Raw genomic sequence first — 23307 nt, 5'->3', positions numbered from 1 at the left:
GGTCGTCGTGGAGCGCATGCCCGCCCTCTACCTGAGCCATGGCGCCCCACCGCTGGCCGACGACCCGGTCTGGCCCGGCCAGCTCGCCGCCTGGTCGGCCGGGCTGCCGCGCCCCCGGGCGATCCTGATGGTCTCCGCCCACTGGGAGGAGGCCCCGCTCGCACTCGGCGCGACCGAGACCGTGCCGCTGGTGTACGACTTCTGGGGCTTCCCGGAGCACTACTACCGGGTGACGTACACCGCGCCCGGTGCACCCGAACTGGCGGAATCCCTACGGAAGTTGCTGCGCGGCGCCGGTGTGCCCGTACAGGACGTCCCGGACCGGGGGCTCGACCACGGGGCGTACGTCCCGCTGGTCGAGATGTTCCCGGCGGCCGACATCCCCGTACTCCAGATCTCCATGCCCACCCTCGACCCGCAGAAGCTGATGGACATCGGGCGCAAGCTCGCGCCGCTGCGCGACGAGGGCGTACTGGTCGTCGGCAGCGGCTTCTTCACCCACAACCTGGCCGCACTGCGCCACCAGGGCGGTGGAGTGCCCGGCTGGTCGGCGGAGTTCGACGCATGGGGGCGCGAGGCGCTGGCGGCGACGGACGTGGACGCGCTGCTGGACTTCGAGCACAAGTCCCCGGCCGGCCGCCTCGCCCACCCGCGCACCGAGCACTTCGCGCCGCTGTTCGTGACGCTGGGGGCGTCCGAGGGCGAGCTGGAGACGCAGCGCCATGTGATCGACGGCTTCTGGATGGGGCTGGCGAAGCGGTCCGTGCAGTTCGGCTGAGCCGCCGCTGAAGGGCTCAGGATTTTTAGTGGCTCAGGGCTCTTTTTAGTGGCTCAGGGTTCTGGGTTCGGGTCAGCGGCTCCTGAGCTCGATGCTGCCGGGGCCGAGGCACGTCTCGTACGCCGAGGTCCTTCTCGTACCACGCCACGTCCCAGTAGCGGCCGAACTTCCGGCCCACCTCGTGGTGCGTGCCGGTGTGGCGGAAGCCGAAGCGGGTATGGAGGCGGACGGACGCTTCGTTGGGCTGGGTGACGCCGGCGTAGGCGCGGTGGAGGTCTTCCTTCGCCAGGGCTTCGAAGAGGGCCTCGTAGCGGAGCGTGCCGATGCCGCGGCCTCCCGCGTCGGGCGCGCAGTAGACGCTGACCTCCACGGAGGTGGCGTACGCGGCCTTCGGACGGAAGGGGCCGCTCGTCGCGTAACCCAGAATCCGGGCGGAACGGACATCGCGAGCAACCAGAAGGCGGTGCGGGCCGTCTTCAGGGTGAGAGTGCAGCCACGGGCGCCGCTGCTCGGACGTGAAGGCGGCTGTGTCAAAGGTGATCGCCGTCTCGCGCACGTAGTGGTTGTAGATGTCCGTGAGGGCGCTGAGGTCGGCCTCCGTGCCCGGCCTGACCTGCACCTCTGAGTGTTCGTGCGGCATCCGTCTCCCCTCGGCGGCGGACAGGGTACTGCAAGATCACGAAAATGAATGCACGGCGTGGGAATTCTGTCCGGATTCCAGTCGTTGTTTCCATCGGAGGCAGGGCACCCGAAGGGCGTCAGGCAGCCACCCAATCGCGACCTACATACGCAAGGGAGCACGCATGGCAACCCGTGCCGTCGCCCGTAGTCAGACCCCCACCCGTGGGTCCGGCGGGGTACGCAGCGTTCGCGCCGCAGGCGGGGAGATCGCCGACCGCGACCTGGTCGGCATGTACCTCGACGAGATCGCACGGACGCCGCTGCTCGATGCCGCCAAGGAAGTTCACCTTTCGCAGACCATCGAGGCAGGCGTCTACGCGCAGCAGATCCTCGACAAAGAGGTGGAGAGCGAGGCGGGCGGCGCTTCACGCGAGGAACTGGAAGCGCTGGTCGCCGAGGGCGAGCGCGCCAAGGACCTGTTCATCCGGTCCAACCTCCGTCTTGTCGTCGCCGTCGCGCGCCGTTATCCGCGCAGCGGCCTGCCCCTCCTCGACCTGATCCAGGAGGGGAACGCGGGCCTGGTGAGGGCGGTCGAGAAGTTCGACTACGCCAAGGGCTTCAAGTTCTCGACGTACGCGACCTGGTGGATCCGGCAGGCCATCACCCGGTCCATAGCCGACCAGTCCCGCACCATCCGGCTCCCCGTCCACCTTGTGGAGGAGCTCGGCCGGATCCGGCGCGTGCAGCGCGAGTTCAACCGTGAGCACGGGCGCGATCCCGAGCACGCGGAGATCGCCGCCGAGCTGGATGCCAAGCCCGCGCGCGTCAGCGACGTGCTCGACTGGGCGCGCGACCCGGTCTCGCTCAACATGCCGGTCGACGACGCGGGCGAGACGCAGTTCGGCGACCTGCTGGAGGACACTTCGGCGGTTTCGCCCGAGCAGTCGGTGCTTTCGCTGCTCCGCAGCGAGGAACTCGAAGGCCTCATAGGGCAGCTCGACGAGCGCACTGCCTCGATCATCCGTATGCGGTACGGCATCGAGGACGGCCGTGAGCGGACGCTGACCGAAGTGGGCAGGGAGCACGGACTGACGCGCGAGCGGATCCGGCAGATCGAGAAGCACGCGCTGCTGGAGCTGAAGCGCATGGCTCGCGACACGGGCTTCGAGGCGGCGGCGTAAGCAGGGGCGCCAAGGTCCGCATCGAGGTACGTGTCTTCCCAGGGATGAACCCCGGCGCACCCCCCGGCGCCGGGGTTCCCCGCAACAACCGCACCCGTTCCGCTTCTGCACGTCCTCGTCTCAGCGGTCCGACGTGCCGTCAGGCCGGGCGACCGCCCGGTCGATCCTGCCGCCCAGCTCAGCGAGGTACGTGACCAGCTCCTGCGGCTGCGACACCGTGAACTCGCAGTCCACCAGGGCGAGTCGCAGAGCCAGCCACTCCACCGAGTCGGTGGACCTGACGTCGAGACGGCAGCTGTTCTCGTCGACGGGCTCCGGAGTACCCAGCGAGCGCGGCAGCCGGGCCGCCACAAAAGCGGCGGGAGCATCGAAGGCTGCCACGACGCGGTACTCCGCCACGGCCCGGTACTCCGGCTGGAACCTCTGCAGCGACTGCTTGATGAATTCGGCGGCGTTCCCGGTCGGCAGCCCGCGCGGCGTGAAGCGCGCCCCCGTGGCGAACGGCTCGCTGACCCGGTCCACGCGGAACGTCCGCCAGGCGTCCCGGTCCAGGTCGTACGCCACCAAGTACCAGCGCCTGCCCGTGCTCACCAGGCGGTGCGGCTCGACGAGCCGCTTGCTCGCGGAGCCGTCCCCCGCCCGGTAGGCGAAGCGCAGCCGCTCTTGCCCGGTGGCCGCGCCCGCCATCACGGTGAGCGTATGCGGGTCGATGGACGCGCCGTCGCCGCTGGTCAGCGGGATGGTGGCGGCCTGGAGGGTGGAGACCTGGTGCCGCAGCCGGGACGGCAGCACCTGCTCCAGCTTCGCCAGCGCCCGTACGGACGCCTCCTCGATGCCCTCGACCGCGTGCCCGGCGCCGGCCCGCAGCCCGACGGCGATGGCCACGGCTTCCTCGTCGTCGAGGACCAGCGGCGGCATCGCCTTGCCTGCCACGAGCCGGTAGCCGCCGTCCGCGCCCAGCGTCGCCTGCACCGGATAGCCGAGCTCGCGCAGCCGGTCGATGTCGCGCCGTACGGTGCGGCGGCTGACCCGCAGGCGCTCGGCGAGCTCACTGCCCGGCCATTCGCGGGGCGTCTGGAGGAGCGACAGCAGTTGCAGCAGCCTTGCCGGGGTGTCTGTCGTCATGTTTTCCAGGATGCCCGTTAATTAGGACGAAATCTGTCCTATAAACCGCCTACGGTCGCTCCCATGACTTCCACACCACTGCCGTCCGAGCAGACCGACGAGGCCGGTGCGCCCGACCGCCGCCGGTGGTTCGCGCTCGCCATCGTGATGACCGCGGCCTTCATGGACCTGGTCGACGTCACGATCGTCAACATAGCCATCCCCAGCATTCAGGAGCACCTGGGCGCCACCTTCAGCTCGATCCAGTGGATCACCGCGGGGTACGCCCTGGCGTTCGCCGCCGGGCTGATCACGGGCGGCAGGCTCGGTGACATCTACGGCCGCAAGCGTCTCTTCCTCGTCGGCATCGGCGGCTTCACGCTGGCCTCCGCGCTCTGCGGATTCGCCGCGAACCCGGAGATGCTCGTCGCCTCCCGCATCCTCCAGGGCGCGATGGCGGCGCTGATGGTCCCGCAGGTCCTGTCGATCGTCCACGCCACCTTCCCCGCGCACGAGCGCGGCAAGGTCTTCGGCCTCTTCGGCGCGATCGTCGGCCTCGGCGCGGTGTCGGGCCCCATGCTCGGCGCGCTGCTCACCGAGTGGAACCTGTTCGGCCTGGAATGGCGGCCCATCTTCCTCATCAACCTGCCGGTCGGCATCGCGGGCCTGATCCTCGGCAGTCGCTTCATCAGCGAGTCCAAGGCCCCGAAGGCGCTGCGCCTCGACCTGATCGGCGTCCTGCTCGTGACGCTCGGCCTGCTCATGCTGATCTACCCGCTCACGCGCGGCGAGGAGCTGGACTGGCCGCTGTGGGGTCACCTCTCCATGGTCGGCAGCCTGGCCGTCTTCGCACTCTTCGTCGTATTCGAGCGCTACAAGACCCGCAAGGACGGCTCGCCCCTCGTCGAGCTCTCGCTGTTCAAGGTGAAGAGCTTCGCCGCCGGTATCGCGGTGCAGCTGACCTTCGGTGTGTCCCTCGGCATCTTCTTCCTGGTCTGGACGCTGTACATGCAGATCGGGCTCGGCTGGAGTGCGCTGCGCGCGGGCACGACGGGCATCCCGTTCTCCATCGCCGTATCGCTGGCGGCAGGTCTTTCCGTACAGAAGCTCGTCCCGCGCTTCGGCCGGAAGGTCCTCCAGGCGGGCGCGCTGACGATGGCGGCCGGTCTGCTGCTCTACATCTGGGAGGCCGACCGGTACGGCACGGCCATCCACTCCTGGCAGATGGCGCTGCCGCTCGTGGTGATGGGGCTCGGCATGGGCCTGATCGTGGCGCCGCTGACGGACGCGGTGCTGTCCGAGGTGCCGCGCGAGCACTCCGGCTCGGCGTCCGGCCTGATCAACACGATGACGCAGATGGGCAACGCGCTGGGGCTCGGCCTCGTCTCGGTCGTCTTCTTCGGAGTCATCGACGACAAGCTCGCGCCGGAGGCGGTGGGCGTCGCATTCGTGGACGCGTTCCAGAACGCGCTGTGGTGGGCGACGGCCGTGCTGGTGGTCATCTTCTGCCTGATGTTCGCGCTGCCGGCCCGGCCGCGGGTGGGGATGGAAGGCGCGGACGAGCCCGCTGCCGTCGCTCCGGTGGTCAAGGAGCCGGTGCTCACGCCGTGACCGGTGCCTGACCGCTCGCGCCGACGGCGCCCGTTTGCCTTCATCAGGCACGGGCGCTGTCGGCTTTTTGTGCCCGCCTGGGCCCGCCCGCGCCCGCTCAATGCCCGAGTCTGTTTACAACCCGGAATTTGGGACATACGCTCCCCGAAAAACCACAGGTTCGGGCATCGAACGGATGTAAACCCACATGTACGCACCGGAGCGTCAGCAGGAGATCCTCCGCCTCGCACGCGAGAGCGGGCGGGTGGACGTGCTCTCCCTTGCCCAGACTTTCCAGGTCACCGCCGAGACTGTCCGTCGCGATCTCAGGGCCCTGGACCGCGCCGGGCTCGTCCGCCGGGTGCACGGCGGCGCCATCCCGGCCGGCAGCCTCGACTTCGAGCCCGACCGCGCCGAGCGCGAGTCCACCGCCGCCGACGAAAAGGACCGCATCGCGCGTGCGGCCCTCGCCGAACTGCCTGCCCAGGGCAGCGTCGTTCTCGACGCCGGGTCGACCATCGGACGGCTGGCCGCCGATGTGCCCCTGGAGTCCGGCCTGACCGTCGTCACCCACGCGCTGCCGGTCGCCGCCCGTCTGGCCGACCACCCCGGCATCGACCTGCACCTGGTCGGCGGGCGCGTCCGGCACCGTACGCGGGCCGCCGTCGATGCGTGGGCGTTGCGGGCGTACGGGGAGATCCGCGCCGACGTCGCCTTCATCGCCACCAACGGCTTCGCGCCCGACAGCGGCCTCACCACCCCCGACCTCGCCGAGGCCGCCGTGAAGCGGGCCGTCGTCGCGGCCGCCCGCCGCGTGGTGCTGCTGGCCGACTCCGCCAAATACGGGCAGGAACACTTCGCCCGCTTCGGCGACCTCACCGACGTCGACCTGCTCATCACCGACACCGGCCTCAGCCCGGAGGACGCCGCCGCCATCGAGGCCGCCGGAACGGAGGTCGTACGCGCATGATCCTCACCGTCACGCCCAACCCGAGCCTGGACCGTACGTAAGAGGTCCCCGCTCTCGATCGCGGCGAAGTCCTGCGCGCCACCGCCGACCGGATGGACCCGGGCGGCAAGGGCGTCAACGTCTCGCGCGCCGTCGCCGCCGCCGGACACCGCACCGTAGCCGTCATGCCGCTCGGCGGAGCGCCGGGTGCGCTCGTCGCCCAACTCCTCGGCGCGGAGGGCATCGAGGTCGCGCCGGTGCCGGTCGCGGGCGACACCCGCTCCAACATCTCCGTAGTGGAACCCGACGGCACCCTCACGAAAATCAACGCACCGGGCCCCCAACTCACCACCGCCGAGGCCGACTCGATCCTGGAGACCGTACGCACCCGCTCGACCGGCGCGGGAACTCCGGGACGCGGGCGCCCGTACGGTACTGGCCAGCCTGGGCGCCGACGGGCAACTCCTCGTGGCCGACTCGGGCACGTACTACGGCGCCGCGAAGGTCGCCGCCGTACGCAGCAACGTCGGCGCGGGCGACGCGTCGCTCGCCGGTTTCCTGGCGGCGGGCGGCGAAGGCCCGGACGCACTGGCAACGGCGGTCGCGCACGGCGCGGCGGCGGTACAACTGCCTGGCAGCGCGATGCCGAAGCCGGGCGACGTGGCCCTCTCCGCGGTCACGGTGACCGCGGACATCCCACTCGACCGCCCACTGGCGGAGCAGGATCTCCCCCTTGCGAGCGTAAGGAGCCCGCGATGAGCCAGATGATCACCGCGGACCTGGTCGATCTCGACCTGGCCGCCCGGACGAAGGAAGAGGCGGCGCGTTCGCTCGCCGAGCGACCGCCGATCGCGAAGCCGTCGTGGTCCCGCTGATCGGCAACCCGTTCCTCTACCTGCTCGCCGTCCTGGCCGGTACGGCGGTCAGCGCGGGCCTGGTCATCCTCCTCAAGGGGATGCGCGGGACGGCGGAACCGGCGAAGCCGGAGCCGTCCACGCAAGCCAAGGTCACTGTTGCAGCCTGATCCACGGACCCACGCGACCCGCGTGATCCGCTTGATCCACGCGACGCACTCCGCGCACCACGTCACGCTCTCCGCGCACCTGCGCCACGCCGACGTCACCGCACCCGCGCGCGGTGCTCCATCGCTTCGCGCGCGGTGTGCTCCGTCTCGTACACCTCGCACATGTGCCGGCCGTCGGGCGTCGCCGTGTGCTCGACCTCCCAGAGGCTGGCCTCGCTGCCGTCGAGCAGCAGGAACGCGTGCTCGTACAGCGTGAAGCCGGCGTCCCGGCCCTCGACACTGCACTGGCGGCCGAAGGCCTGGGTGATCTGGTGGGCGAGGGCACCGGCCAGGCGGCGTGCGGTGTCCTGACCGGGCTTGTCGGCGTTCTCGGCGCGGCGGAGCACCCGGCGCGCGTGGTCGGCGGAATTGTCCGGGACGTAGATGCGTGGGGCAGCCGGGCGCTTGGCCATCAGCGTGGCAAGGATTTCGAGGTCGGCGTCGAGGTCCGCGTCACGGGCGTCCTCGTCGAAGCCGTCCGCGTTGAAGCCCGCGTTGAAGGCGTCCGCGTCACGCCCTTCGGCCGAGCCGGAACCGGCGGCCGGATCGGGGAAGCCGTACGCCTCCGTCCCGTTCGGGCGCGGCAGCCTGGACGCGGCCAGCCGGACCTCGGCCGCCTCCGTATAGACCTCGTACTGCGTGGTGCCGTCGCGGCCCGCGTTGTGCGCCAGCTCCCACAGCGTGAGAGAGGCCGCGTCGGAGAGCAGGAACTCGTGTTTGAACGTCTCCCGGTGCAGTCCCGCGGTGTGGTGCGAGGAGTGCAGGGATGTGCTGTGTGCCAACGCCGATTCGAGCCGCTCGACGATCGGGTCGGGCAGGTCGAACGAGTTGAGTGCGCGCCCCAGGAGTCGCTCGAGGTGCTCCTCGGTTGTCTCGTACGGATCGCTCAAGGGTGTCTCCAGGCCGTCGCCGCTTGTTACTTGCCGAGTGCTCAACGTAGCCCCTGGGTCTGACAACGTCTCCGGGGTTGAGGAAAACGAAGGGGGCGCACGAGTGGTTCCCGCGCGCCCCGGTCAACTCGGCGCGTCTCTACGTCAGTAGAGATCCCGGTACGCCGGGTAAGCGCCACCCGGTCCGTCGAACCCGTCCGCCGCCAGTACGGCTTTCACCACCGCGCGAGTCAACACGTCGGCGCCGGCGGCCAGCACCTCATTCAGGGCGGTTGCGCCCGCGTGCGCCGCGAAGACGGGCTCCGGCGTCTCGGTCAGCAGCGGCCTCGTGCCCGTGGAGAGAGCGAAGACGGTGTCTCCGTCGGTGAGCAGATGTACGGGACGTACTGCACGCGCGAGGCCGTCGTGCGCCGTGCCCGCGAGCTTCTGCGCCTGGGCGCGGGTGAGTTCGGCGTCGGTGGCGACGACCGCGAGGGTGGTGTTCAGCGGCGGGCGTGCGAAGCCCGCCGAGCGCCGCTCGGTTTCTCTTCGCGCTTCGTCGAGGCGGCGCTGCGCCGCCTCGTGCACCTCCGCCGCCGGGTAATCGACCCGGCCCCCGAAATAGCTCCCGTACAGCACGCCCGTCAGCGGATCGAGCGCCGAGCCGACGGCGTTGACGACCGCGAGCGCGCCCACCGTGATGCCCGAGTCGAGGACGACGCTCGCCGAGCCGACTCCGCCCTTCAGCGCGCCCACGACCGCGCCCGTCCCAGCGCCCACACCGCCCTGGGCGACCGGTGCCCCGGCTTCCGTACGGGCGGCGTCCTCGGCGGCCGCACGTCCTGTCGCGGCGTCCGGCCTGGCCCGCCAGTCGCCGCCGCGCCCCAGGTCGAAGAGGCAGGCGGCCGGGACGACCGGCACGACCTGCGCCGGGTCGGGTCCGACCCGGAAGCCGCGCCCCTGCTCCTCCAGCCACGCCATCACCCCGGACACGGCATCGAGGCCGTACCCGCTGCCGCCCGTGAGCACTACGGCGTCGATGCGCTGCACGAGATTGCGCGGGTCGAGGGCGTCCGTATCGCGCGTGCCGGGTCCCCCGCCCCGTACATCAACGGCGGCGACGGCCCCGCCCTCCGGGGCCAGGACAACGGTGGTGCCGCTCAGCGCGCGGTCGCCAGGCACTCGGGCATGCCCTACGCGCAGACCGGCCACGTCCGTCAGTGCGTCTGCTCTCGTGATCTGTCCCATGGTTTGTAGGTATCACGGGGGTTGGCTGCCGCGGCGCGAAAGGCCCGTCGCGAAAGGCCCGTCGCGAGAGGTCCGTCGCGAGAGGTCAGCTCTGCCGGATCGCCGTACCCTTGAGGTATGAGCACCGCCCCCGCCCACGGACCGCGCGATCCGGAGCACGAGCCCGAGCAGCAGCCGGAGCGAAAGCCACGGCCCAAGCCGGCACTGGACTTCGGAGATCCGCTCGACCAGCAATCGGCGGACGATACGGACCGAGGGTGGGGTGAGCGGGCTCCAGGCGAGTCCTCCGGCAGCGCGGCCGCCCTCGCCCGCTTCCTGGACGAAAAGCCGCCGCACCACCTCTGAGCAGCAGCAGTGGCTACGGGTTGTCGTGACCCGAGCCGCGCTGCGCCACCAGGGCGTCCCTGATCTCCTTCAGCAGCTCGACCTCGGTGGCTTCCATGACTTCCACCGTGGCCTCCTTCTCCTTCTTCCGCTTCGCCTGCCTGGCCAGGTACTTGGACATGGGCAGCACCATGAGGAAGTAGACGACCGCAGCGGTGATCAAGAAGGAGAGCGTCGCGTTCAGGACCGAGCCCCAGAGGATGTTGACGCCGGTGGGCTCCCCCTTCGCGTCGATGCCGCAGGGGTCCTTCAGGCAGGAGGAGTAGACGTCCAGGTTCTTCGTGCCGATCGCCCCGACCAGGGGGCTGATGATCCCCTTCACCACGGCGTTCACGATGTTCGTGAACGCGGCGCCGATGACCACCGCGACGGCAAGGTCGATCACATTGCCGCGCATCAGGAAGACCTTGAAGCCCTCCAGGACGCTCTGCTTCTGCTCGCTCACGAATGAGCCTCTTTTCGCATTTACCGGGGACGGAGCAAACCGTTCCGCAACCTACGTCAGCACGTGACGGGCCTGTCCAGTCGCGGCCCACGAACCAGTGACATGCGGGCGCGCCAGTTCTAGTCAGCACAACGTCACCGCCAGCTGCGACGTCGTCCCCGCACCGGCCAGTTCCGCGGCCGTGTTCCGGGGGACGGACAGGACCACCAGCGCCCCGCTGTCGTCTCCGAAAGTCCCGGCCGCCGCCTTCGGTACTTCGGCCACCCGGGCACCCGCGGCCACCACCCGCGCACCGGATCTCGCGCCGCCCGCCGACGCGTTGGCGGCGGCGATCACATCGACGCGGTCGCCCCGCCGCAGCAGCCGCACGGTCGCGGCATCAGCGATACGTACCGGCGCGGACACCATCTCCACCGGCTTCCGCTCACGCTGCGGCGCGGCGACGGCCGCCGCCGGCCCGGCTCCCGTACGACCCGTGTCGTACACGCCCGAAGCGGCCAGCGCGGCGGCTGCCATGGCGAGTGCGCCCGCCATCGCCCGCTTCCTGCGCCGCACCGCGCGCCGCAGGAAGCGCATGCCGCCACGCACCCGAACAGGGGCGAACCCGGGCACACCGCAGGGAGGCGGGGCCGGACGCGCGGGAAGAGAGTAAGTGGGGGACGTAGAGGACGAGGGGGACACGGAAACCACCGCCTGCCGCGAGGAGATTCGGCTGAACGCTCCTCACGATCCACGCTCTGCCCGGATCCCGCCGGAGCCTGTGGACCACCCCCGGTCTGTGGAAAACTCGCTCACCCGCTAGGGCAGTTCGATCCCCGTGTCCAGCCCGTCGAGCGCGTGCGCGCACAGGCAGTCGCGCGCCTCGTCCGCCGGCAGCCCGGCCACCGCGTCGAAGAGCACGGAGCGCAGCCGGTCGACATTCGCGGCGAAGACCTTGAGCACCTCCTCGTGGGAGACGCCCTCGCCCGTCTCGGCCCCGGCGTCCAGGTCCGTCACCAGCGCCAGCGACGTGTAGCAGAGCCCGAGCTCCCGGGCGAGTACAGCCTCCGGGTGCCCGGTCATGCCGACCACCGACCAGCCCATCGCCGCATGCCACCGCGACTCGGCCCGCGTGGAGAAACGCGGCCCCTCTATGACGACCAGGGTCCCGCCGTCCACCGGCTCCCAGTCACGCCCGCGTGCCGCCGCGACCGCAGCCTTGCGCCCCTCGGGGCAGTACGGGTCGGCGAAGCTCAGGTGCACCACCTTCGGCAGCTTCCCGTCGACCGGCGTCTCACCGTCGTAGAAGGTCTGCGTACGCGCCTTCGTACGGTCCACCAGCTGATCCGGTACGAGCAGCGTCCCCGGCCCGTACTCGGCGAGCAGCCCGCCCACCGCGCACGGCCCGAGCACCTGGCGCGCGCCGACGGAACGCAGCGCCCACAGGTTGGCGCGGTAGTTGATGCGGTGCGGCGGCAGGTGGTGACCGCGACCGTGGCGGGGGAGGAAGGCGACCCGCCGCCCGGCGATCTCACCGAGGAAGAGGGAGTCGCTCGGCTTCCCGTAGGGGGTGTCCACCTGTACCTCGGTCACGTCCTCCAGGAAGGAGTAGAAGCCCGAGCCGCCTATCACGCCGATCTGTGCGTTCAACATGGCCGCCACAGTAGCCGGGCACGGACATGCCGAAGACCCCGCCGTCCGATACGGCGGGGTCCTGTTACGGCATGTGGCGCGCTACGCGGCCGAGGTGCTGCTGGAAGAGCTCGACGAACCCGAAGAGCCACTGGTGCTCGACGACGCGGCAGGCTTCGAGTCGGACGAAGACCCCGAGGACCCCGAAGACGAGGACGACGAAGAAGACGACGCGGCGGTCTTCGCGGACGACGTGGCCGGCGTGCTGCTCGACGAGGAGCCGCGGCTGTCGTTCCGGTAGAACCCGGAACCCTTGAAGACGATGCCGACCGCGGAGAACACCTTCTTGAGGCGTCCCTGGCAGCTCGGGCACACGGTCAGTGCGTCATCGGTGAACTTCTGCACCGCCTCGAGGCCTTCGCGGCACTCGGTGCACTGGTACTGGTAGGTCGGCACTTGTCTTCCTCCTGGCACTCTCGCTCGTTGAGTGCTAACAATCGTCCATAGTAGCTGTTACGCGCGGCTGACTGGAGTAACGTCTGTCACCTGCCTGCGGGCAGCGGTCAGGGCTTGGCCGTCATGAGGGTCCTCGGACTCAAGTGAGAAGCCGCCGCATTTCATGTGGTGGAGGAGTCACAGTGACGTATTCCGCTGCGTCATTCACCGACCGCGACAGGATCGCGGTGGACCGAGCCGCGCGTGACCACTCGGGTCGCGCGGCCCGGCGTCAGCCGCGAGCGCAGCGCCACGAGCGTGATCAGCGCAAGCGCCGTACCGCCCAGCGGCACCAGGAACCCGGCGCTGGCCCCGTTCGCGTCCGCCAGTCGGCCGGCGACAGTGACGGCCGCGGCCTGGCCGAGCGCAACGGCGCCGGTCAGCCAGGTGAAGGCCTCGGTACGGGCCGAAGCCGGCACCAGGGTCTCGACCATCGTGTAGCCGGTGATCAGCGCGGGCGCGATGCACAGGCCGACCAGCAGCCCCAGCCCGGCGAGCAGTGGCACGGAGTGCACCGCCCACAGTCCGGAGGCGGCCAGGGTCAGGGCGGCGTACCCGACCATCAGCCGGCGGCGGGGGCCGACCTTCCAGGCGATCGCGCCGCATGCGATGCCCGCGAGCATGTTGCCCGCGGCGAAGGTGCCGTACAGCAGCCCGTTGACGCCGGGGTTGCCGATCTCCTCGGAGAAGGCGGTCAGCGAGACCTGCATTCCGCCGAAGACCGCTCCGATGCCCAGGAAGGCCATCGCGAGGACGCGTACGCCCGGCACGGAGAGGGCGGAGGCCCGGCGTCCTTCGGACACGGTCAGGCGTCCGGCCTGCGGCTGGGTACGCCGCTGCATCGCGAAGAACAGGCCGCCGACCAGCGTCAGCGCCGCCTCTGCGGCCAGACCGGCCGCCGGGTGCACACCGGTGCACAGCGCGGTCGCGAGCACCGGGCCGACGACGAAGGTGAACTCGTCCGTCACGGACTCGAAGGCGGCCGCCGTCGACATCAGCGGCGAGCCCTCCAGCTTGGCGGCCCAGCGGGCCCGCACCATCGGGCCGATCTGCGGTACGGAAGCACCGGTAGGGACGGCCGCGACGAACAGTGCCCACATGGGGGCGTCCGCGAGCGCGAGCGCCGTCAGTGTGACGACGGAAGCGGTGTGTACAAGGACGCCCGGAATCAGAACAGCGCTCTGTCCGAAACGGTCGGCCAGTTTGCCGCTCTGCGGCGCGAACAGTGCCATGGAAACGCCGGTTACTGCGGCTACAGCGCCCGCGCTTCCGTACGAACCAGTGGTGTGCTGCACCAGCAGCACGATGCCGATCGTCAGCATCGCGAAGGGCTGCCGTGCCAGGAATCCGGGCAACAGGTACGTCCATGCTCCAGGGGTGCGGAGCAGCCGGCCGTAACCAGGGCGCGGGGTGGTGACCGTGTTGGACACGGTCCTTGCCTTTCTGCCGCCTGGTGACGCTCCCCTGTGCACGCGGTGGTGGGCGTGCGGGAGCCGCCGAGAGCTGTCCTCTTGCGCAGGACCGGCGGTAGATACCAGGACACCCACCGAGAGGGGGCCGGCCGCCGTACGGTCGCGCCAGCTCTGCGTCAGGCAGAGTTGGTCGATCAGTAGACCTTCATGTTACAGGGTGTCCCTGGGGTGACGCCTGTAAATGCCTAAGGAATCCGTCACACTGCCTGTGATCAATCGGACGTTGTGCCGCCGGTTCCCAGCCATCCAGCCAGCTTTCCGCCCTGCCCGACCGCCCGCAGCCGCTTCTCGGCCGCGTCCCGCACCGGATCGGTGGCCACGACCAGCAGCTCGTCGCCCCGCCGCAGCACAGTCGTCGGCAGCGGTACGAAGCTGGTGCCGTCCCGTACGACCAAGGTCACGGCGGCCCCGTGCGGCAGTCGCAGCTCGGCCACCTCCACGCCGTGCATCTTCGACTTCTCGGGGATCGCGACCGACAGCAGGTGTCCGCGCAGCCGCTCCAGCGGCGCCGACTCGATGCCCAGGTCGGCGGCCTCCGACGGGTCGACGCCGAGCCGCAGCCGCTTCGCCAGCCAGGGCAGCGTCGGCCCCTGTACGAGGGTGTAGACAACGACGAGGACGAAGACGATGTTGAAGACCCGGTCGCTGCCCTCGATCTCCGTGACCAGGGGAATGGTCGCCAGAATGATGGGCACCGCACCGCGCAGCCCGGCCCAGGACATCAGGGCCTGCTCCCGCCACGGGATACGGAACGGCAGCAGGCTGACGAGGACCTCCAGCGGCCGCGCCACCATCGTGAGCACCAGACCCACGACGACAGCGGGCCAGAAGTCGGCCACCAGCTCGTGCGGCGTAACCAGCAGGCCGAGCAGGACGAACATGCCGATCTGTGCGATCCAGCCGAGACCGTCCGCGAATCCGCGCGTGGCCGGCCAGTGCGGCAGCTTGGAGTTTCCCAGCACCATGGCGGCCAGGTAGACGGCGAGGAATCCACTGCCGTGCGCGATGGCTCCGGCGGCGTACGCAGACACCGCGATGGCCATGACCGCGATCGGATACAGGCCGGAAGCGGGCAGTGCCACATGACGCAGTCCGAACGCTCCGAGCCAGCCCACCGCGAGACCGATGCTTGCGCCGATCGCCAGCTCCAGAACGATCTTGCCGACCAGGAAGTACCAGTCGTCCACCGGCCCGGCCGTCGAGAAGGCGACCACCAGGATCACGACAGGGGCGTCGTTGAAGCCCGACTCCGCCTCCAGCACACCTGTGATCCGGGCCGGCAGCGGAACCTTGCGCAGTACGGAGAAGACCGCGGCGGCGTCCGTCGACGAGACGACCGCGCCGATGATCAGCGCCTGCCGCCAGTCGAGGCCGACGAGATAGTGCGCACCGGCCGCCGTAACGCCCACGCTCACCGCGACGCCGACGGTCGACAGCACGACCGCGGCGGGCAACGCGGGCTTGACCTGCTTCCACTTCGTACCCAGGCCACCCTCGGCCAGGATCACCACAAGCGCGGCATAGCCGATCACCTGCGTCAGTTCGGCGTTGTCGAACTTGACGGCGAAGATGCCGTCCTGCCCTATGGCAACGCCGATCCCGAGATACAGCAGCAGGCTGGGGAGCCCGCTCCGGGACGAGATGCGAACCGCCGCGACGGCGATGAGCAGGACGAGCGAGCAGATGAGCAGGAGTTCGTTGAGCTCGTGGACAGTCAGTGGCCGTTCCTTCCCTCGCACGCCCGCCGGCGGTTCCTCCGTTGGCCAGTACTTCGTTACCTTACCTAATCTTTAACGCCTTCTTGACGCTCCTGATCGTCCGTACAACCGCTCAAACAGGCACCGAGTCCGGAGCCCAAGAGTGCTGCGCCTATGGTTGCTCCAGCACTCCAGGACCACCCTGCCCCTCGAAGGACAGCGATGCCCGCCAACACAACCGCCTCTTCCGGCAAGAAGAAGGGGCGTCGCGCCCGCCTGATCGTGATCGTGCTGGTGTTGGCCCTCGTCACGGGTGTCGGCTACGGCACGTACTGGAGCGTCAGCACTGTGCGCGCCTCCTTCCCGCAGACCACGGGATCACTCGAACTCGACGGCCTTTCGGGCATCGTCGACGTCAAGCGCGACAGCTACGGCATTCCCCAGATCTACGCGGACACCGACGAGGACCTCTTCCGCGCCCAGGGCTTCGTCCAGGCACAGGACCGCTTCTACGAGATGGACGTACGCCGTCACATGACGTCGGGCCGTCTCTCGGAGATGTTCGGTTCGGGCCAGGTCGAGACGGATGCCTTCCTGCGCACGCTCGGCTGGCGCCGGGTCGCGCAGCAGGAGTACGACACCAAGCTGACGCCGGAGACCAAGAAGTACCTCCAGGCGTACGCCGCGGGCGTCAACTCCTACCTCGAAGGACGCGACGGCAAGGACATCTCCGTCGAGTACGCGGCTCTCGGCTTCACGAACGACTACAAGCCCGAGAAGTGGACGCCCGTCGACTCGGTGGCCTGGCTCAAGGCCATGGCCTGGGACCTGCGCGGCAACATGCAGGACGAGATCGACCGGTCGCTGATGACGAGCCGGCTGACGGCGAAGCAGATCAAGGACCTGTATCCGGCCTATCCGTACGACCGGAACAAGCCGGTCGTCGGGGAGGGCGCGCTCAACCAGGACACGAAGAAGTACGACCCGACCGCCTCGGCCACGTCGAACGGCACAGGCACAGGCACAGGCACAGGTACGGGCACTGGATCCGGCACCGGTACGGGTACGGGCACCGGTACAGGCAACGGCAACGGCATCGCGAACAACGCGACCGACGCCACCCAGGGCTTCCAGTCCCAGCTCGCCGGCATCTCCGACGCCCTCGACGAGATCCCCGCCCTCCTCGGCCCGAACGGCAGCGGCATCGGCTCCAACTCCTGGGTCGTCTCCGGCAGGTACACGACCACCAGCAAGCCGCTCCTCGCCAACGACCCGCACCTCGCCCCGCAGCTGCCTTCGCTCTGGTACCAGATGGGCCTGCACTGCCGCAGCGTCTCCGCCAAGTGCCAGTACGACGCCGCCGGCTACACCTTCTCCGGCATGCCCGGCGTAATAATCGGTCACAACCAGGACATTGCCTGGGGCTTCACCAACCTCGGCGCCGACGTCACCGACCTCTATCTGGAGAAGGTCTCCGGCGAGACCTACCTCTACGACGGCCGGGAGAAGGCCTTCACGACCCGCGAGGAGACCATCAAGGTCGCCGGCGGCAAGCCGAAGAAGATCACCGTCCGCTCCACCAACAACGGCCCGCTGGTCTCCGACCGCAGCAGCGAGCTGGAGAAGGTCGGCGAGAAGGCCCCCGTCACCAACGCCGCCCCCGACCGGGGCAACGGCTACGGGATCGCCCTCAAGTGGACCGCCCTCATGCCCGGCAAGTCCATGGACGCCGTCTTCGAGCTCAACAGGGCCAAGGACTTCAAGACGTTCCGCGCGGCGGCCGCCCACTTCGAGGTCCCCTCGCAGAACCTGATCTACGCCGACACCAAGGGCCACATCGGATACCAGGCCCCCGGCCGCATCCCGGTCCGCGGCGCGGGCAACGGCACACTGCCGGCCCCCGGATGGGACTCCCGCTACCGCTGGACCAAGTTCATCCCGCAGGACGAGCTGCCGTACGAGTACAACCCCGAGCGCGGCTACATCGTCACCGCCAACCAGGCGGTGATCGACAAGAAGAAGTACCCCTACCTCCTCACCGAGGACTGGGGCTACGGCGCCCGCAGCCAGCGGATCAACGACCTCATCGAGTCGAAGATCAAGGACGGCGGGAAGATCTCGACCGACGACATGCGCACCATGCAGACGGACAACAGCAGCGAGATCGCGAAGCTGCTCACGCCCCACCTGCTGAAGACCGATGTCTCGGACCCGAACGTCCGGGAGGCGCAGAAGCTCCTCGAAGGCTGGGACTACACGCAGGAGCCTGACTCCGCCGCCGCCGCGTACTTCAACGCGGTGTGGCGCAACGTCCTCAAGCTCGCCTTCGGCAACAAGCTGCCCAAGGAACTCCGGGTCAAGGGCCAGTGCCTCATCGTCCGTCCCGCCGACAGCACGGGCCCCGTCGACGACCTCGACGAGCGGGTCCGCGAGTGCGGCCAGCGCGACAAGGACTCGGCCCAGCCGGACGGCGGCGACCGCTGGTACGAGGTCGTCCGCAAGATGCTGAAGGACGAGAACAACGAATGGTGGCAGTCGCCGAGCACGCGCCTCGACAAGCCCACCAAAACCCGTGAAGACCTGCTCGCCCGCGCGCTCAAGGACGCCCGCTGGGAGCTCACGGCCAAGCTCGGCAAGGACGTCGACGGCTGGAGCTGGGGCCGCCTGCACCAGCTGACGCTGAAGAATCAGACCCTCGGCACCGAGGGCCCCGGCGCCGTCCAGTGGCTGCTCAACCGGGGCCCGTGGAACCTGGGCGGCGGCGAGGCCGCCGTCAACGCCACCGGCTGGAACGCGGCGGGCGGCTACGAGGTCACCTGGGTGCCGTCCATGCGGATGGTCGTGAACCTGAACGACCTCGACAAGTCCCGCTGGATCAACCTCACCGGCGCCTCGGGCCACGCGTACAGCGCGCACTACACCGACCAGACGGACAAGTGGGCGAGGGGCGAGCTGCTCGACTGGGCCTTCAGCGACGAGGCGGTCGAGAAGAGCACGGCCGACAAGCTGGTGCTCAGGCCGTAAAGCGCCTGACTCCACTCGGCGTCACGACGGCGGTCACGGGGTGGTCGTGCGGTTCCTTCGGGACCCGCGCGACCACCTCGTCGTCGTACAGCAGCACCACCAGGTGCGGACGGGCGTCCGCCGCTTCCAGCCTGGCGAGGGCCCGGTCGTACGAGCCGCCGCCCCGCCCGAGCCGCGTCCCGCGGCTGTCCACGGCCAGGCCGGGCAGCAGCACCGCATCGGCTTCGAGGATCGCGTCCACGCCGAGTGGCGTGCCACCGGGCTGGAGGAGGCCGAGCCTGGCCCGTACGAGATTCTCGGCGCCCTCGTACTCGCCCCAGTCCAGATCGTTGTCCGGCAGGAGCACGGGCAGCAGCACCCGCACGCCCCGCGCGCGCAGCGCGTCGAGCAGCGCGCGGGTGCCCGGTTCGCTCCCGAACGCTACGTATGCGGCCACTGTCCGGGCCTCTGTGAGCTCCGGAAGCTCCAATGCCCTGCGGGCCAGAACCGTGGCCGCCTTCTGCGCGTCATCCCTGGTCAACCGGTTCCTCATGTCCAGGAGTTCTCTTCGCAACCCGGCCTTGTCAGGCTCGTCACACAACACAGCGGCTCCACAAACCCCTCGTATGAGAATTTATTGACCGGAGCCTAATCTTCCGCCCATACGCAACGGATATCGTTCTGACCATGACTCAGTCGCACCCCAGGATCAGCAAGGCTGTCATCCCCGCCGCTGGTCTCGGTACCCGGTTCCTGCCGGCGACGAAGGCCACTCCCAAAGAGATGCTGCCCGTCGTCGACAAGCCCGCCATCCAGTACGTGGTCGAGGAGGCCGTGACCGCGGGCCTCTCCGACGTCCTCATGGTCACCGGCCGCAACAAGCGCCCGCTCGAGGACCACTTCGACCGCAACTACGAGCTGGAGTCGGCCCTCGGCCGCAAGGGCGACGCCGAACGCCTGGCCCGGGTGCAGGAGTCGAGCGACCTCGCCACCATGCACTACGTCCGCCAGGGCGACCCCAAGGGCCTCGGCCACGCCGTCCTGTGCGCCGCGCCGCACGTCGGCGACCAGCCCTTCGCCGTCCTCCTCGGCGACGACCTGATCGACCCGCGCGACCCGCTGCTGTCCCGGATGATCGACATCCAGGAGCAGCACGGCGGCAGCGTCGTCGCACTCATGGAGGTCGACCCCGCCCAGATCCACCTCTACGGCTGCGCGGCCGTCGATCCGACCGCCGAGAGCGATGTCGTACGGGTCACCGGACTGGTCGAGAAGCCCGACCCGGCCGAGGCGCCCAGCAACCTCGCGATCATCGGCCGCTATGTCCTGAACCCTGCCGTTTTCGACATACTTCGCAAGACCGAGCCGGGCCGCGGCGGCGAGATCCAGCTCACCGACGCCCTCCAGCTCCTGGCCGAGGACGAGAAGGTCGGCGGCCCCGTGCACGGCGTCGTTTTCAAGGGCCGCCGCTATGACACCGGGGACCGGGGCGACTATCTGCGTGCCATTGTCAGACTCGCGTGCGAACGTGAAGACCTGGGCCCGGACTTCCGGGCCTGGCTTCGCAGTTACGTCACCGAGGAGATGTAGCACCTTGAGCAGCACGATCTGGTCGGTCGACGACCACCTGGAGGACATCCTCGCCGCGGTGAAGCCGCTCGAACCCATCGAGCTGCAACTCCCCGACGCACAGGGCTGTGTCCTCGTCGAGGACGTCACGGTCCAGATCGCCCTGCCGCCGTTCGACAACAGCTCGATGGACGGGTACGCGGTCCGTACGGCCGATGTGACGGGCGCCAGCGAGGAGTTCCCCGCCGTCCTCACCGTCATCGGTGACGTGGCGGCGGGCAGCGGCGAAACGCTCACCGTCGGCCCCGGCCAGGCCGCCCGCATCATGACCGGCGCCCCGCTGCCGCCCGGCGCCGAGGCCGTCGTCCCGGTCGAGTGGACCGACGGGGGTACGGGCGGCGGCCCGGCCGCCGCCATGCGCGCGCACAGCGCCGCCCCCGAGGGGGCGTCCGGCGAAGTCCGCGTCCACCGGCCCGTCGAGGCCCGCGCCCACGTCCGCGCGCGCGGCAGCGACGTTCAGGTCGGCGACCTCGCCCTGGAAGCCGGTACGGTCGTCGGCCCGCCGCAGATCGGACTCCTCGCCGCCATCGGCCGCGCCACCGTGAAGGTCCGCCCGCGGCCCAGAGTCGTCGTCCTGTCGACCGGCAGCGAACTGGTTCAGCCCGGCGAGGAGTTGGCGGCAGGACAGATCTACGACTCCAACAGCTTCGCCCTCACCGCCGCCGCCCGCGACGCGGGAGCCATCGCCTACCGTGTCGGCGCGGTCACCGACAACGCCGAGACGCTCCGCGCCACCATCGAGGACCAGCTGATCCGCGCCGACATGATCGTAACCACCGGCGGCGTCAGCGTCGGGGCGTACGACGTCGTCAAGGAAGCCCTGTCCTCCGTCGGCGACGAGGACGTACCGGGCAGCGGTATCGATTTCCGCAAGCTGGCCATGCAGCCGGGCAAGCCCCAGGGCTTCGGCTCCATCGGCCCCGAGCACACCCCGCTGCTCGCCCTCCCCGGGAACCCGGTCTCGTCGTACGTCTCCTTCGAACTGTTCGTGCGCCCCGCGATCCGCGCCCTCATGGGCCTGAAGGACGTCCACCGCCCGACGGTCCGCGCCACCCTGAGCGCCGACAAACCGCTCAGCTCGCCTGCCGGGAAGCGCCAGTTCCTGAGGGGTACGTACGATGAGGAATCAGGCACCGTCACCCCCGTCGGCGGCGCCGGATCCCACCTGGTCGCGGCCCTCGCCCGGGCCAACGCGCTGATCACCGTCCCGGAGGACGCCACCACGGCCGAGCCCGGCACTGAGGTCGTCGTGGTACTGCTCGGCTGACCGGGGCCCGGTGGGGGTACCGTGTCTGCCCTCACAGGCCCTGACCGGGAGCGCCACACGTAATGAGTACGCACCAACGGCTCACGCACATCGACGAGGCGGGTGCAGCCCGCATGGTCGACGTATCGGACAAGGACGTCACCTCGCGCACCGCCCGCGCGACGGGGCGCGTCCTCGTCGCGCCGCGTGTCGTCGAGCTGCTGCGGGGCGAGGGTGTCCCCAAGGGCGACGCCCTTGCCACCGCCCGTATCGCGGGCATCATGGGCGCGAAGCGCACGCCCGACCTGATCCCGCTCTGCCACCCGCTCGCGGTTTCCGGCGTGAAGCTGGACCTGTCGGTCGCCGACGACGCCGTGGAGATCGCCGCCACGGTGCGTACGACGGACCGTACGGGCGTCGAGATGGAGGCCCTGACGGCCGTCACGGTCGCCGCGCTCACCGTGATCGACATGGTGAAGGCGGTCGACAAGGGCGCGGTCATCACCGACGTACGGGTCGAGGAGAAGACGGGCGGCAAGTCCGGAGACTGGAGCCGGGCATGAGTCCCGCCCCCCGCGCCGGAGAGGTGTACAGCCACAGCCACGAGCCGGCGGCCGTGCCGGCACCGGCCGCCACCACGCCGCAGCCGTCACCCCGCGCCGCACTCAAGGCACTCGTCGTGACGGCGTCCAACCGCGCCTCCGCCGGTGTCTACGCCGACCGGGGCGGCCCACTGATCGCCGAGGCCCTGGCCGCCCTCGGCTTCGAGGTCGAAGGACCCGTGGTCGTGCCCGACGGTGATCCCGTGGAGGCGGCCCTGCGCGAGGGCGTCGGCGCCGCGTGCGACGTGATCGTCACCACCGGCGGCACCGGCATCTCGCCGACCGACCGCACCCCCGACGCCACCCGCCGCGTCCTGGACTACGAGATCCCCGGCATCCCCGAGGCGATCCGTGCCGAGGGCCTGGTGAAGGTTCCGACCGCCGCACTCTCCCGCGGCCTCGCCGGCGTCGCGGGCCGAACCCTGATCGTCAACCTCCCCGGATCCACCGGCGGCGTACGCGACGGACTCGCGGTCCTGGACCGCCTGCTCCTGCACGCCGTCGACCAGATCCGAGGCGGCGACCATCCCCGGCCGGGGAGCCCGACCTGAACGTTTCGCCATGGCCCGTCGTGCTGACGGACGGCGATGTCGCCCTCCGTCCGATAAGGCTGCGCGACCAGCGGAGCTGGCGCGAGGTCAACCGGCGCAACCGCGACTGGCTGCGCCCCTGGGAGGCGACCATTCCGCCGCCCGCCCCGGCAGGCCCGGTCGCCCAGCGCCCCACTTACCGTCAGATGGTCCGCCACCTGCGCGCCGAGGCCAACGCCGGCCGGATGCTGCCCTTCGTCATCGAGTACCGGGGGCAGCTGGTGGGCCAGTTGACGGTCGCCGGGATCACCTGGGGCTCGATGTGCTCGGGGCACGTCGGCTACTGGGTCGACCGAGAGGTCGCGGGCCGGGGCGTGATGCCGACGGCCGTCGCGCTCGCCGTCGACCACTGCTTCCGTACGGTCGGGCTGCACCGCGTCGAGATCTGCATTCGCCCCGAGAACGGGCCGAGTCGCAGAGTTGTCGAGAAACTCGGATTCCGCGAGGAAGGACTCCGTCCACGTTATCTTCACATTGACGGTGGATGGCGTGACCATCTTGTCTTCGCGCTCACGGCGGAAGAGGTGTCCGAGGGTCTGCTCACCCGCTGGCACCAGGCGCAACCCGGGACGCCGCGGAAATGAAATAAGTGTTCGAAATCGATCGACTCCTGATCGTAAAAGGACCCACATAGCGGTCTGTTGATCCGATCAGTCACAAAAAAAGTTCGACTTATCAGCCAGATCGTGCGACACACCGGCGCAATTGGCGGATGGCCTTGCGCGAATCC

General features: G+C 69.8%; 22 protein-coding genes and 2 pseudogenes. 13 read left to right on the top strand and 11 right to left on the bottom strand.

Annotation, left to right across the window (positions count from 1 at the left end; translation table 11 throughout):
* Positions 1-16 precede the first annotated feature (16 nt).
* Positions 17-778: a dioxygenase family protein gene (locus PXH83_RS11675; protein ID WP_274562787.1), complete on the top strand. Its 762-nt coding sequence runs from the start codon at positions 17-19 to the stop codon at positions 776-778.
* Positions 779-902: 124 nt separating this feature from the next.
* Here the strand turns inward: PXH83_RS11675 and PXH83_RS11670 are convergent.
* Positions 903-1418, bottom strand: a pseudogene (locus PXH83_RS11670) (N-acetyltransferase family protein); the annotation flags it as partial.
* 163 nt (positions 1419-1581) lie between these two features.
* On the opposite strand from PXH83_RS11670, the gene PXH83_RS11665 reads away from it, so the two are divergent.
* Positions 1582-2580 (top strand): sigma-70 family RNA polymerase sigma factor, encoded by a 999-nt coding sequence (locus PXH83_RS11665; protein WP_274559561.1) that lies wholly within the window; start codon positions 1582-1584, stop codon positions 2578-2580.
* Positions 2581-2700: 120 nt separating this feature from the next.
* On the opposite strand, the gene PXH83_RS11660 is transcribed toward PXH83_RS11665, so the two are convergent.
* The gene (locus tag PXH83_RS11660) at positions 2701-3705 is read right to left on the bottom strand and encodes a helix-turn-helix transcriptional regulator (RefSeq protein WP_274559559.1); all 1005 of its coding nucleotides are present in this window, start codon (positions 3703-3705) and stop codon (positions 2701-2703) included.
* Between the two features lie 63 nt (positions 3706-3768).
* On the opposite strand from PXH83_RS11660, the gene PXH83_RS11655 reads away from it, so the two are divergent.
* The 4 genes and pseudogenes from PXH83_RS11655 to PXH83_RS11640 all read left to right on the top strand — a co-directional run bounded on the left by PXH83_RS11655 (position 3769) and on the right by PXH83_RS11640 (position 7247).
* On the top strand, positions 3769-5295 hold the full coding sequence (locus PXH83_RS11655; RefSeq protein WP_274559557.1) for an MFS transporter: 1527 nt from the start codon (positions 3769-3771) through the stop codon (positions 5293-5295).
* A gap of 187 nt (positions 5296-5482) precedes the next feature.
* Positions 5483-6244 (top strand): DeoR/GlpR family DNA-binding transcription regulator, encoded by a 762-nt coding sequence (locus tag PXH83_RS11650; RefSeq protein WP_274559553.1) that lies wholly within the window; start codon positions 5483-5485, stop codon positions 6242-6244.
* Positions 6241-6982, top strand: a pseudogene (locus PXH83_RS11645) (1-phosphofructokinase family hexose kinase). The gene PXH83_RS11650 and the pseudogene PXH83_RS11645 overlap by 4 nt, the downstream one beginning before the upstream one ends.
* Positions 6983-7085: 103 nt before the next feature.
* On the top strand, positions 7086-7247 hold the full coding sequence (locus PXH83_RS11640; RefSeq protein ID WP_274559551.1) for a hypothetical protein: 162 nt from the start codon (positions 7086-7088) through the stop codon (positions 7245-7247).
* A 95-nt stretch (positions 7248-7342) separates the two neighbouring features.
* Here PXH83_RS11640 and PXH83_RS11635 read toward each other — a convergent pair whose 3' ends face one another.
* Together PXH83_RS11635 and PXH83_RS11630 are read right to left on the bottom strand one after the other, a co-directional pair.
* Positions 7343-8176 carry a DUF6227 family protein gene (locus PXH83_RS11635; protein ID WP_274559549.1) on the bottom strand — a complete coding sequence of 278 codons (834 nt, stop codon included), beginning with the start codon at positions 8174-8176 and terminating at the stop codon, positions 7343-7345.
* Between the two features lie 144 nt (positions 8177-8320).
* Positions 8321-9403: a P1 family peptidase gene (locus PXH83_RS11630; RefSeq protein WP_274559547.1), complete on the bottom strand. Its 1083-nt coding sequence runs from the start codon at positions 9401-9403 to the stop codon at positions 8321-8323.
* Positions 9404-9520: 117 nt separating this feature from the next.
* Here PXH83_RS11630 and PXH83_RS11625 point away from each other — a divergent pair, with 117 nt between their 5' ends.
* A complete protein-coding gene (locus tag PXH83_RS11625; protein ID WP_274559546.1) occupies positions 9521-9748 on the top strand; it encodes a hypothetical protein in 228 nt (75 codons plus the stop codon).
* 13 nt (positions 9749-9761) lie between these two features.
* Here PXH83_RS11625 and mscL read toward each other — a convergent pair whose 3' ends face one another.
* From mscL to PXH83_RS11595, 6 genes are all read right to left on the bottom strand, one after another.
* Positions 9762-10232 carry a large conductance mechanosensitive channel protein MscL gene (gene mscL, locus PXH83_RS11620; RefSeq protein ID WP_274559544.1) on the bottom strand — a complete coding sequence of 157 codons (471 nt, stop codon included), beginning with the start codon at positions 10230-10232 and terminating at the stop codon, positions 9762-9764.
* Between the two features lie 123 nt (positions 10233-10355).
* Positions 10356-10808, bottom strand: coding sequence for a hypothetical protein (locus PXH83_RS11615; protein ID WP_338054707.1), 453 nt, complete (start codon positions 10806-10808; stop codon positions 10356-10358).
* A gap of 222 nt (positions 10809-11030) precedes the next feature.
* Positions 11031-11864: an S-methyl-5'-thioadenosine phosphorylase gene (locus PXH83_RS11610; RefSeq protein WP_274559539.1), complete on the bottom strand. Its 834-nt coding sequence runs from the start codon at positions 11862-11864 to the stop codon at positions 11031-11033.
* Between the two features lie 81 nt (positions 11865-11945).
* Positions 11946-12299: an FmdB family zinc ribbon protein gene (locus PXH83_RS11605; RefSeq protein WP_274559535.1), complete on the bottom strand. Its 354-nt coding sequence runs from the start codon at positions 12297-12299 to the stop codon at positions 11946-11948.
* Positions 12300-12499: 200 nt separating this feature from the next.
* Positions 12500-13768, bottom strand: a complete 1269-nt coding sequence (locus PXH83_RS11600; RefSeq protein WP_274559533.1) for an MFS transporter — start codon at positions 13766-13768, stop codon at positions 12500-12502.
* Between the two features lie 254 nt (positions 13769-14022).
* Positions 14023-15549 (bottom strand): potassium/proton antiporter, encoded by a 1527-nt coding sequence (locus PXH83_RS11595; RefSeq protein ID WP_274559531.1) that lies wholly within the window; start codon positions 15547-15549, stop codon positions 14023-14025.
* 180 nt (positions 15550-15729) lie between these two features.
* On the opposite strand from PXH83_RS11595, the gene PXH83_RS11590 reads away from it, so the two are divergent.
* On the top strand, positions 15730-18531 hold the full coding sequence (locus PXH83_RS11590) for a penicillin acylase family protein (RefSeq protein ID WP_274559529.1): 2802 nt from the start codon (positions 15730-15732) through the stop codon (positions 18529-18531).
* Here the strand turns inward: PXH83_RS11590 and PXH83_RS11585 are convergent.
* Positions 18521-19114, bottom strand: coding sequence for a 5-formyltetrahydrofolate cyclo-ligase (locus tag PXH83_RS11585; RefSeq protein ID WP_274559526.1), 594 nt, complete (start codon positions 19112-19114; stop codon positions 18521-18523). The two genes, PXH83_RS11590 and PXH83_RS11585, sit on opposite strands and share 11 nt — an antisense overlap.
* A gap of 83 nt (positions 19115-19197) precedes the next feature.
* Here PXH83_RS11585 and galU point away from each other — a divergent pair, with 83 nt between their 5' ends.
* The 5 genes from galU to PXH83_RS11560 all read left to right on the top strand — a co-directional run bounded on the left by galU (position 19198) and on the right by PXH83_RS11560 (position 23161).
* Positions 19198-20100, top strand: coding sequence for a UTP--glucose-1-phosphate uridylyltransferase GalU (galU, locus tag PXH83_RS11580; RefSeq protein WP_274559524.1), 903 nt, complete (start codon positions 19198-19200; stop codon positions 20098-20100).
* A gap of 4 nt (positions 20101-20104) precedes the next feature.
* Complete coding sequence (gene glp, locus PXH83_RS11575; RefSeq protein WP_274559520.1) at positions 20105-21406, top strand: molybdotransferase-like divisome protein Glp; 1302 nt, start codon at positions 20105-20107, stop codon at positions 21404-21406.
* A 62-nt stretch (positions 21407-21468) separates the two neighbouring features.
* Positions 21469-21948: a cyclic pyranopterin monophosphate synthase MoaC gene (moaC, locus tag PXH83_RS11570; protein ID WP_214919570.1), complete on the top strand. Its 480-nt coding sequence runs from the start codon at positions 21469-21471 to the stop codon at positions 21946-21948.
* A complete protein-coding gene (locus PXH83_RS11565; protein ID WP_274559516.1) occupies positions 21945-22538 on the top strand; it encodes a MogA/MoaB family molybdenum cofactor biosynthesis protein in 594 nt (197 codons plus the stop codon). The genes moaC and PXH83_RS11565 overlap by 4 nt, the downstream gene beginning before the upstream one ends.
* Positions 22535-23161, top strand: a complete 627-nt coding sequence (locus tag PXH83_RS11560) for a GNAT family N-acetyltransferase (RefSeq protein WP_274562785.1) — start codon at positions 22535-22537, stop codon at positions 23159-23161. Before PXH83_RS11565 ends, PXH83_RS11560 begins: the two co-directional genes overlap by 4 nt.
* Positions 23162-23307 lie beyond the last annotated feature (146 nt).

The organism is Streptomyces spiramyceticus (assembly GCF_028807635.1).
GTDB lineage: Bacteria > Actinomycetota > Actinomycetes > Streptomycetales > Streptomycetaceae > Streptomyces > Streptomyces spiramyceticus.
The sequence above is the reverse complement of the archived record's forward strand: the minus strand, read 5'-3'. Positions and strand labels throughout refer to the sequence as shown.

Bases quoted from the DNA above. Each gene is read 5' to 3' on its own strand.
- PXH83_RS11675 (WP_274562787.1), top strand. From the start codon at position 17: ATGCCCGCCCTCTACCTGAGCCATGGCGCCCCACCGCTGGCCGACGAC.
- PXH83_RS11665 (WP_274559561.1), top strand. From the start codon at position 1,582: ATGGCAACCCGTGCCGTCGCCCGTAGTCAGACCCCCACCCGTGGGTCC.
- PXH83_RS11660 (WP_274559559.1), bottom strand. From the start codon at position 3,705: ATGACGACAGACACCCCGGCAAGGCTGCTGCAACTGCTGTCGCTCCTC.
- PXH83_RS11655 (WP_274559557.1), top strand. From the start codon at position 3,769: ATGACTTCCACACCACTGCCGTCCGAGCAGACCGACGAGGCCGGTGCG.
- PXH83_RS11650 (WP_274559553.1), top strand. From the start codon at position 5,483: ATGTACGCACCGGAGCGTCAGCAGGAGATCCTCCGCCTCGCACGCGAG.
- PXH83_RS11630 (WP_274559547.1), bottom strand. From the start codon at position 9,403: ATGGGACAGATCACGAGAGCAGACGCACTGACGGACGTGGCCGGTCTG.
- PXH83_RS11625 (WP_274559546.1), top strand. From the start codon at position 9,521: ATGAGCACCGCCCCCGCCCACGGACCGCGCGATCCGGAGCACGAGCCC.
- PXH83_RS11615 (WP_338054707.1), bottom strand. From the start codon at position 10,808: ATGCGCTTCCTGCGGCGCGCGGTGCGGCGCAGGAAGCGGGCGATGGCG.
- PXH83_RS11610 (WP_274559539.1), bottom strand. From the start codon at position 11,864: ATGTTGAACGCACAGATCGGCGTGATAGGCGGCTCGGGCTTCTACTCC.
- PXH83_RS11590 (WP_274559529.1), top strand. From the start codon at position 15,730: ATGCCCGCCAACACAACCGCCTCTTCCGGCAAGAAGAAGGGGCGTCGC.
- galU (WP_274559524.1), top strand. From the start codon at position 19,198: ATGACTCAGTCGCACCCCAGGATCAGCAAGGCTGTCATCCCCGCCGCT.
- moaC (WP_214919570.1), top strand. From the start codon at position 21,469: ATGAGTACGCACCAACGGCTCACGCACATCGACGAGGCGGGTGCAGCC.
- PXH83_RS11565 (WP_274559516.1), top strand. From the start codon at position 21,945: ATGAGTCCCGCCCCCCGCGCCGGAGAGGTGTACAGCCACAGCCACGAG.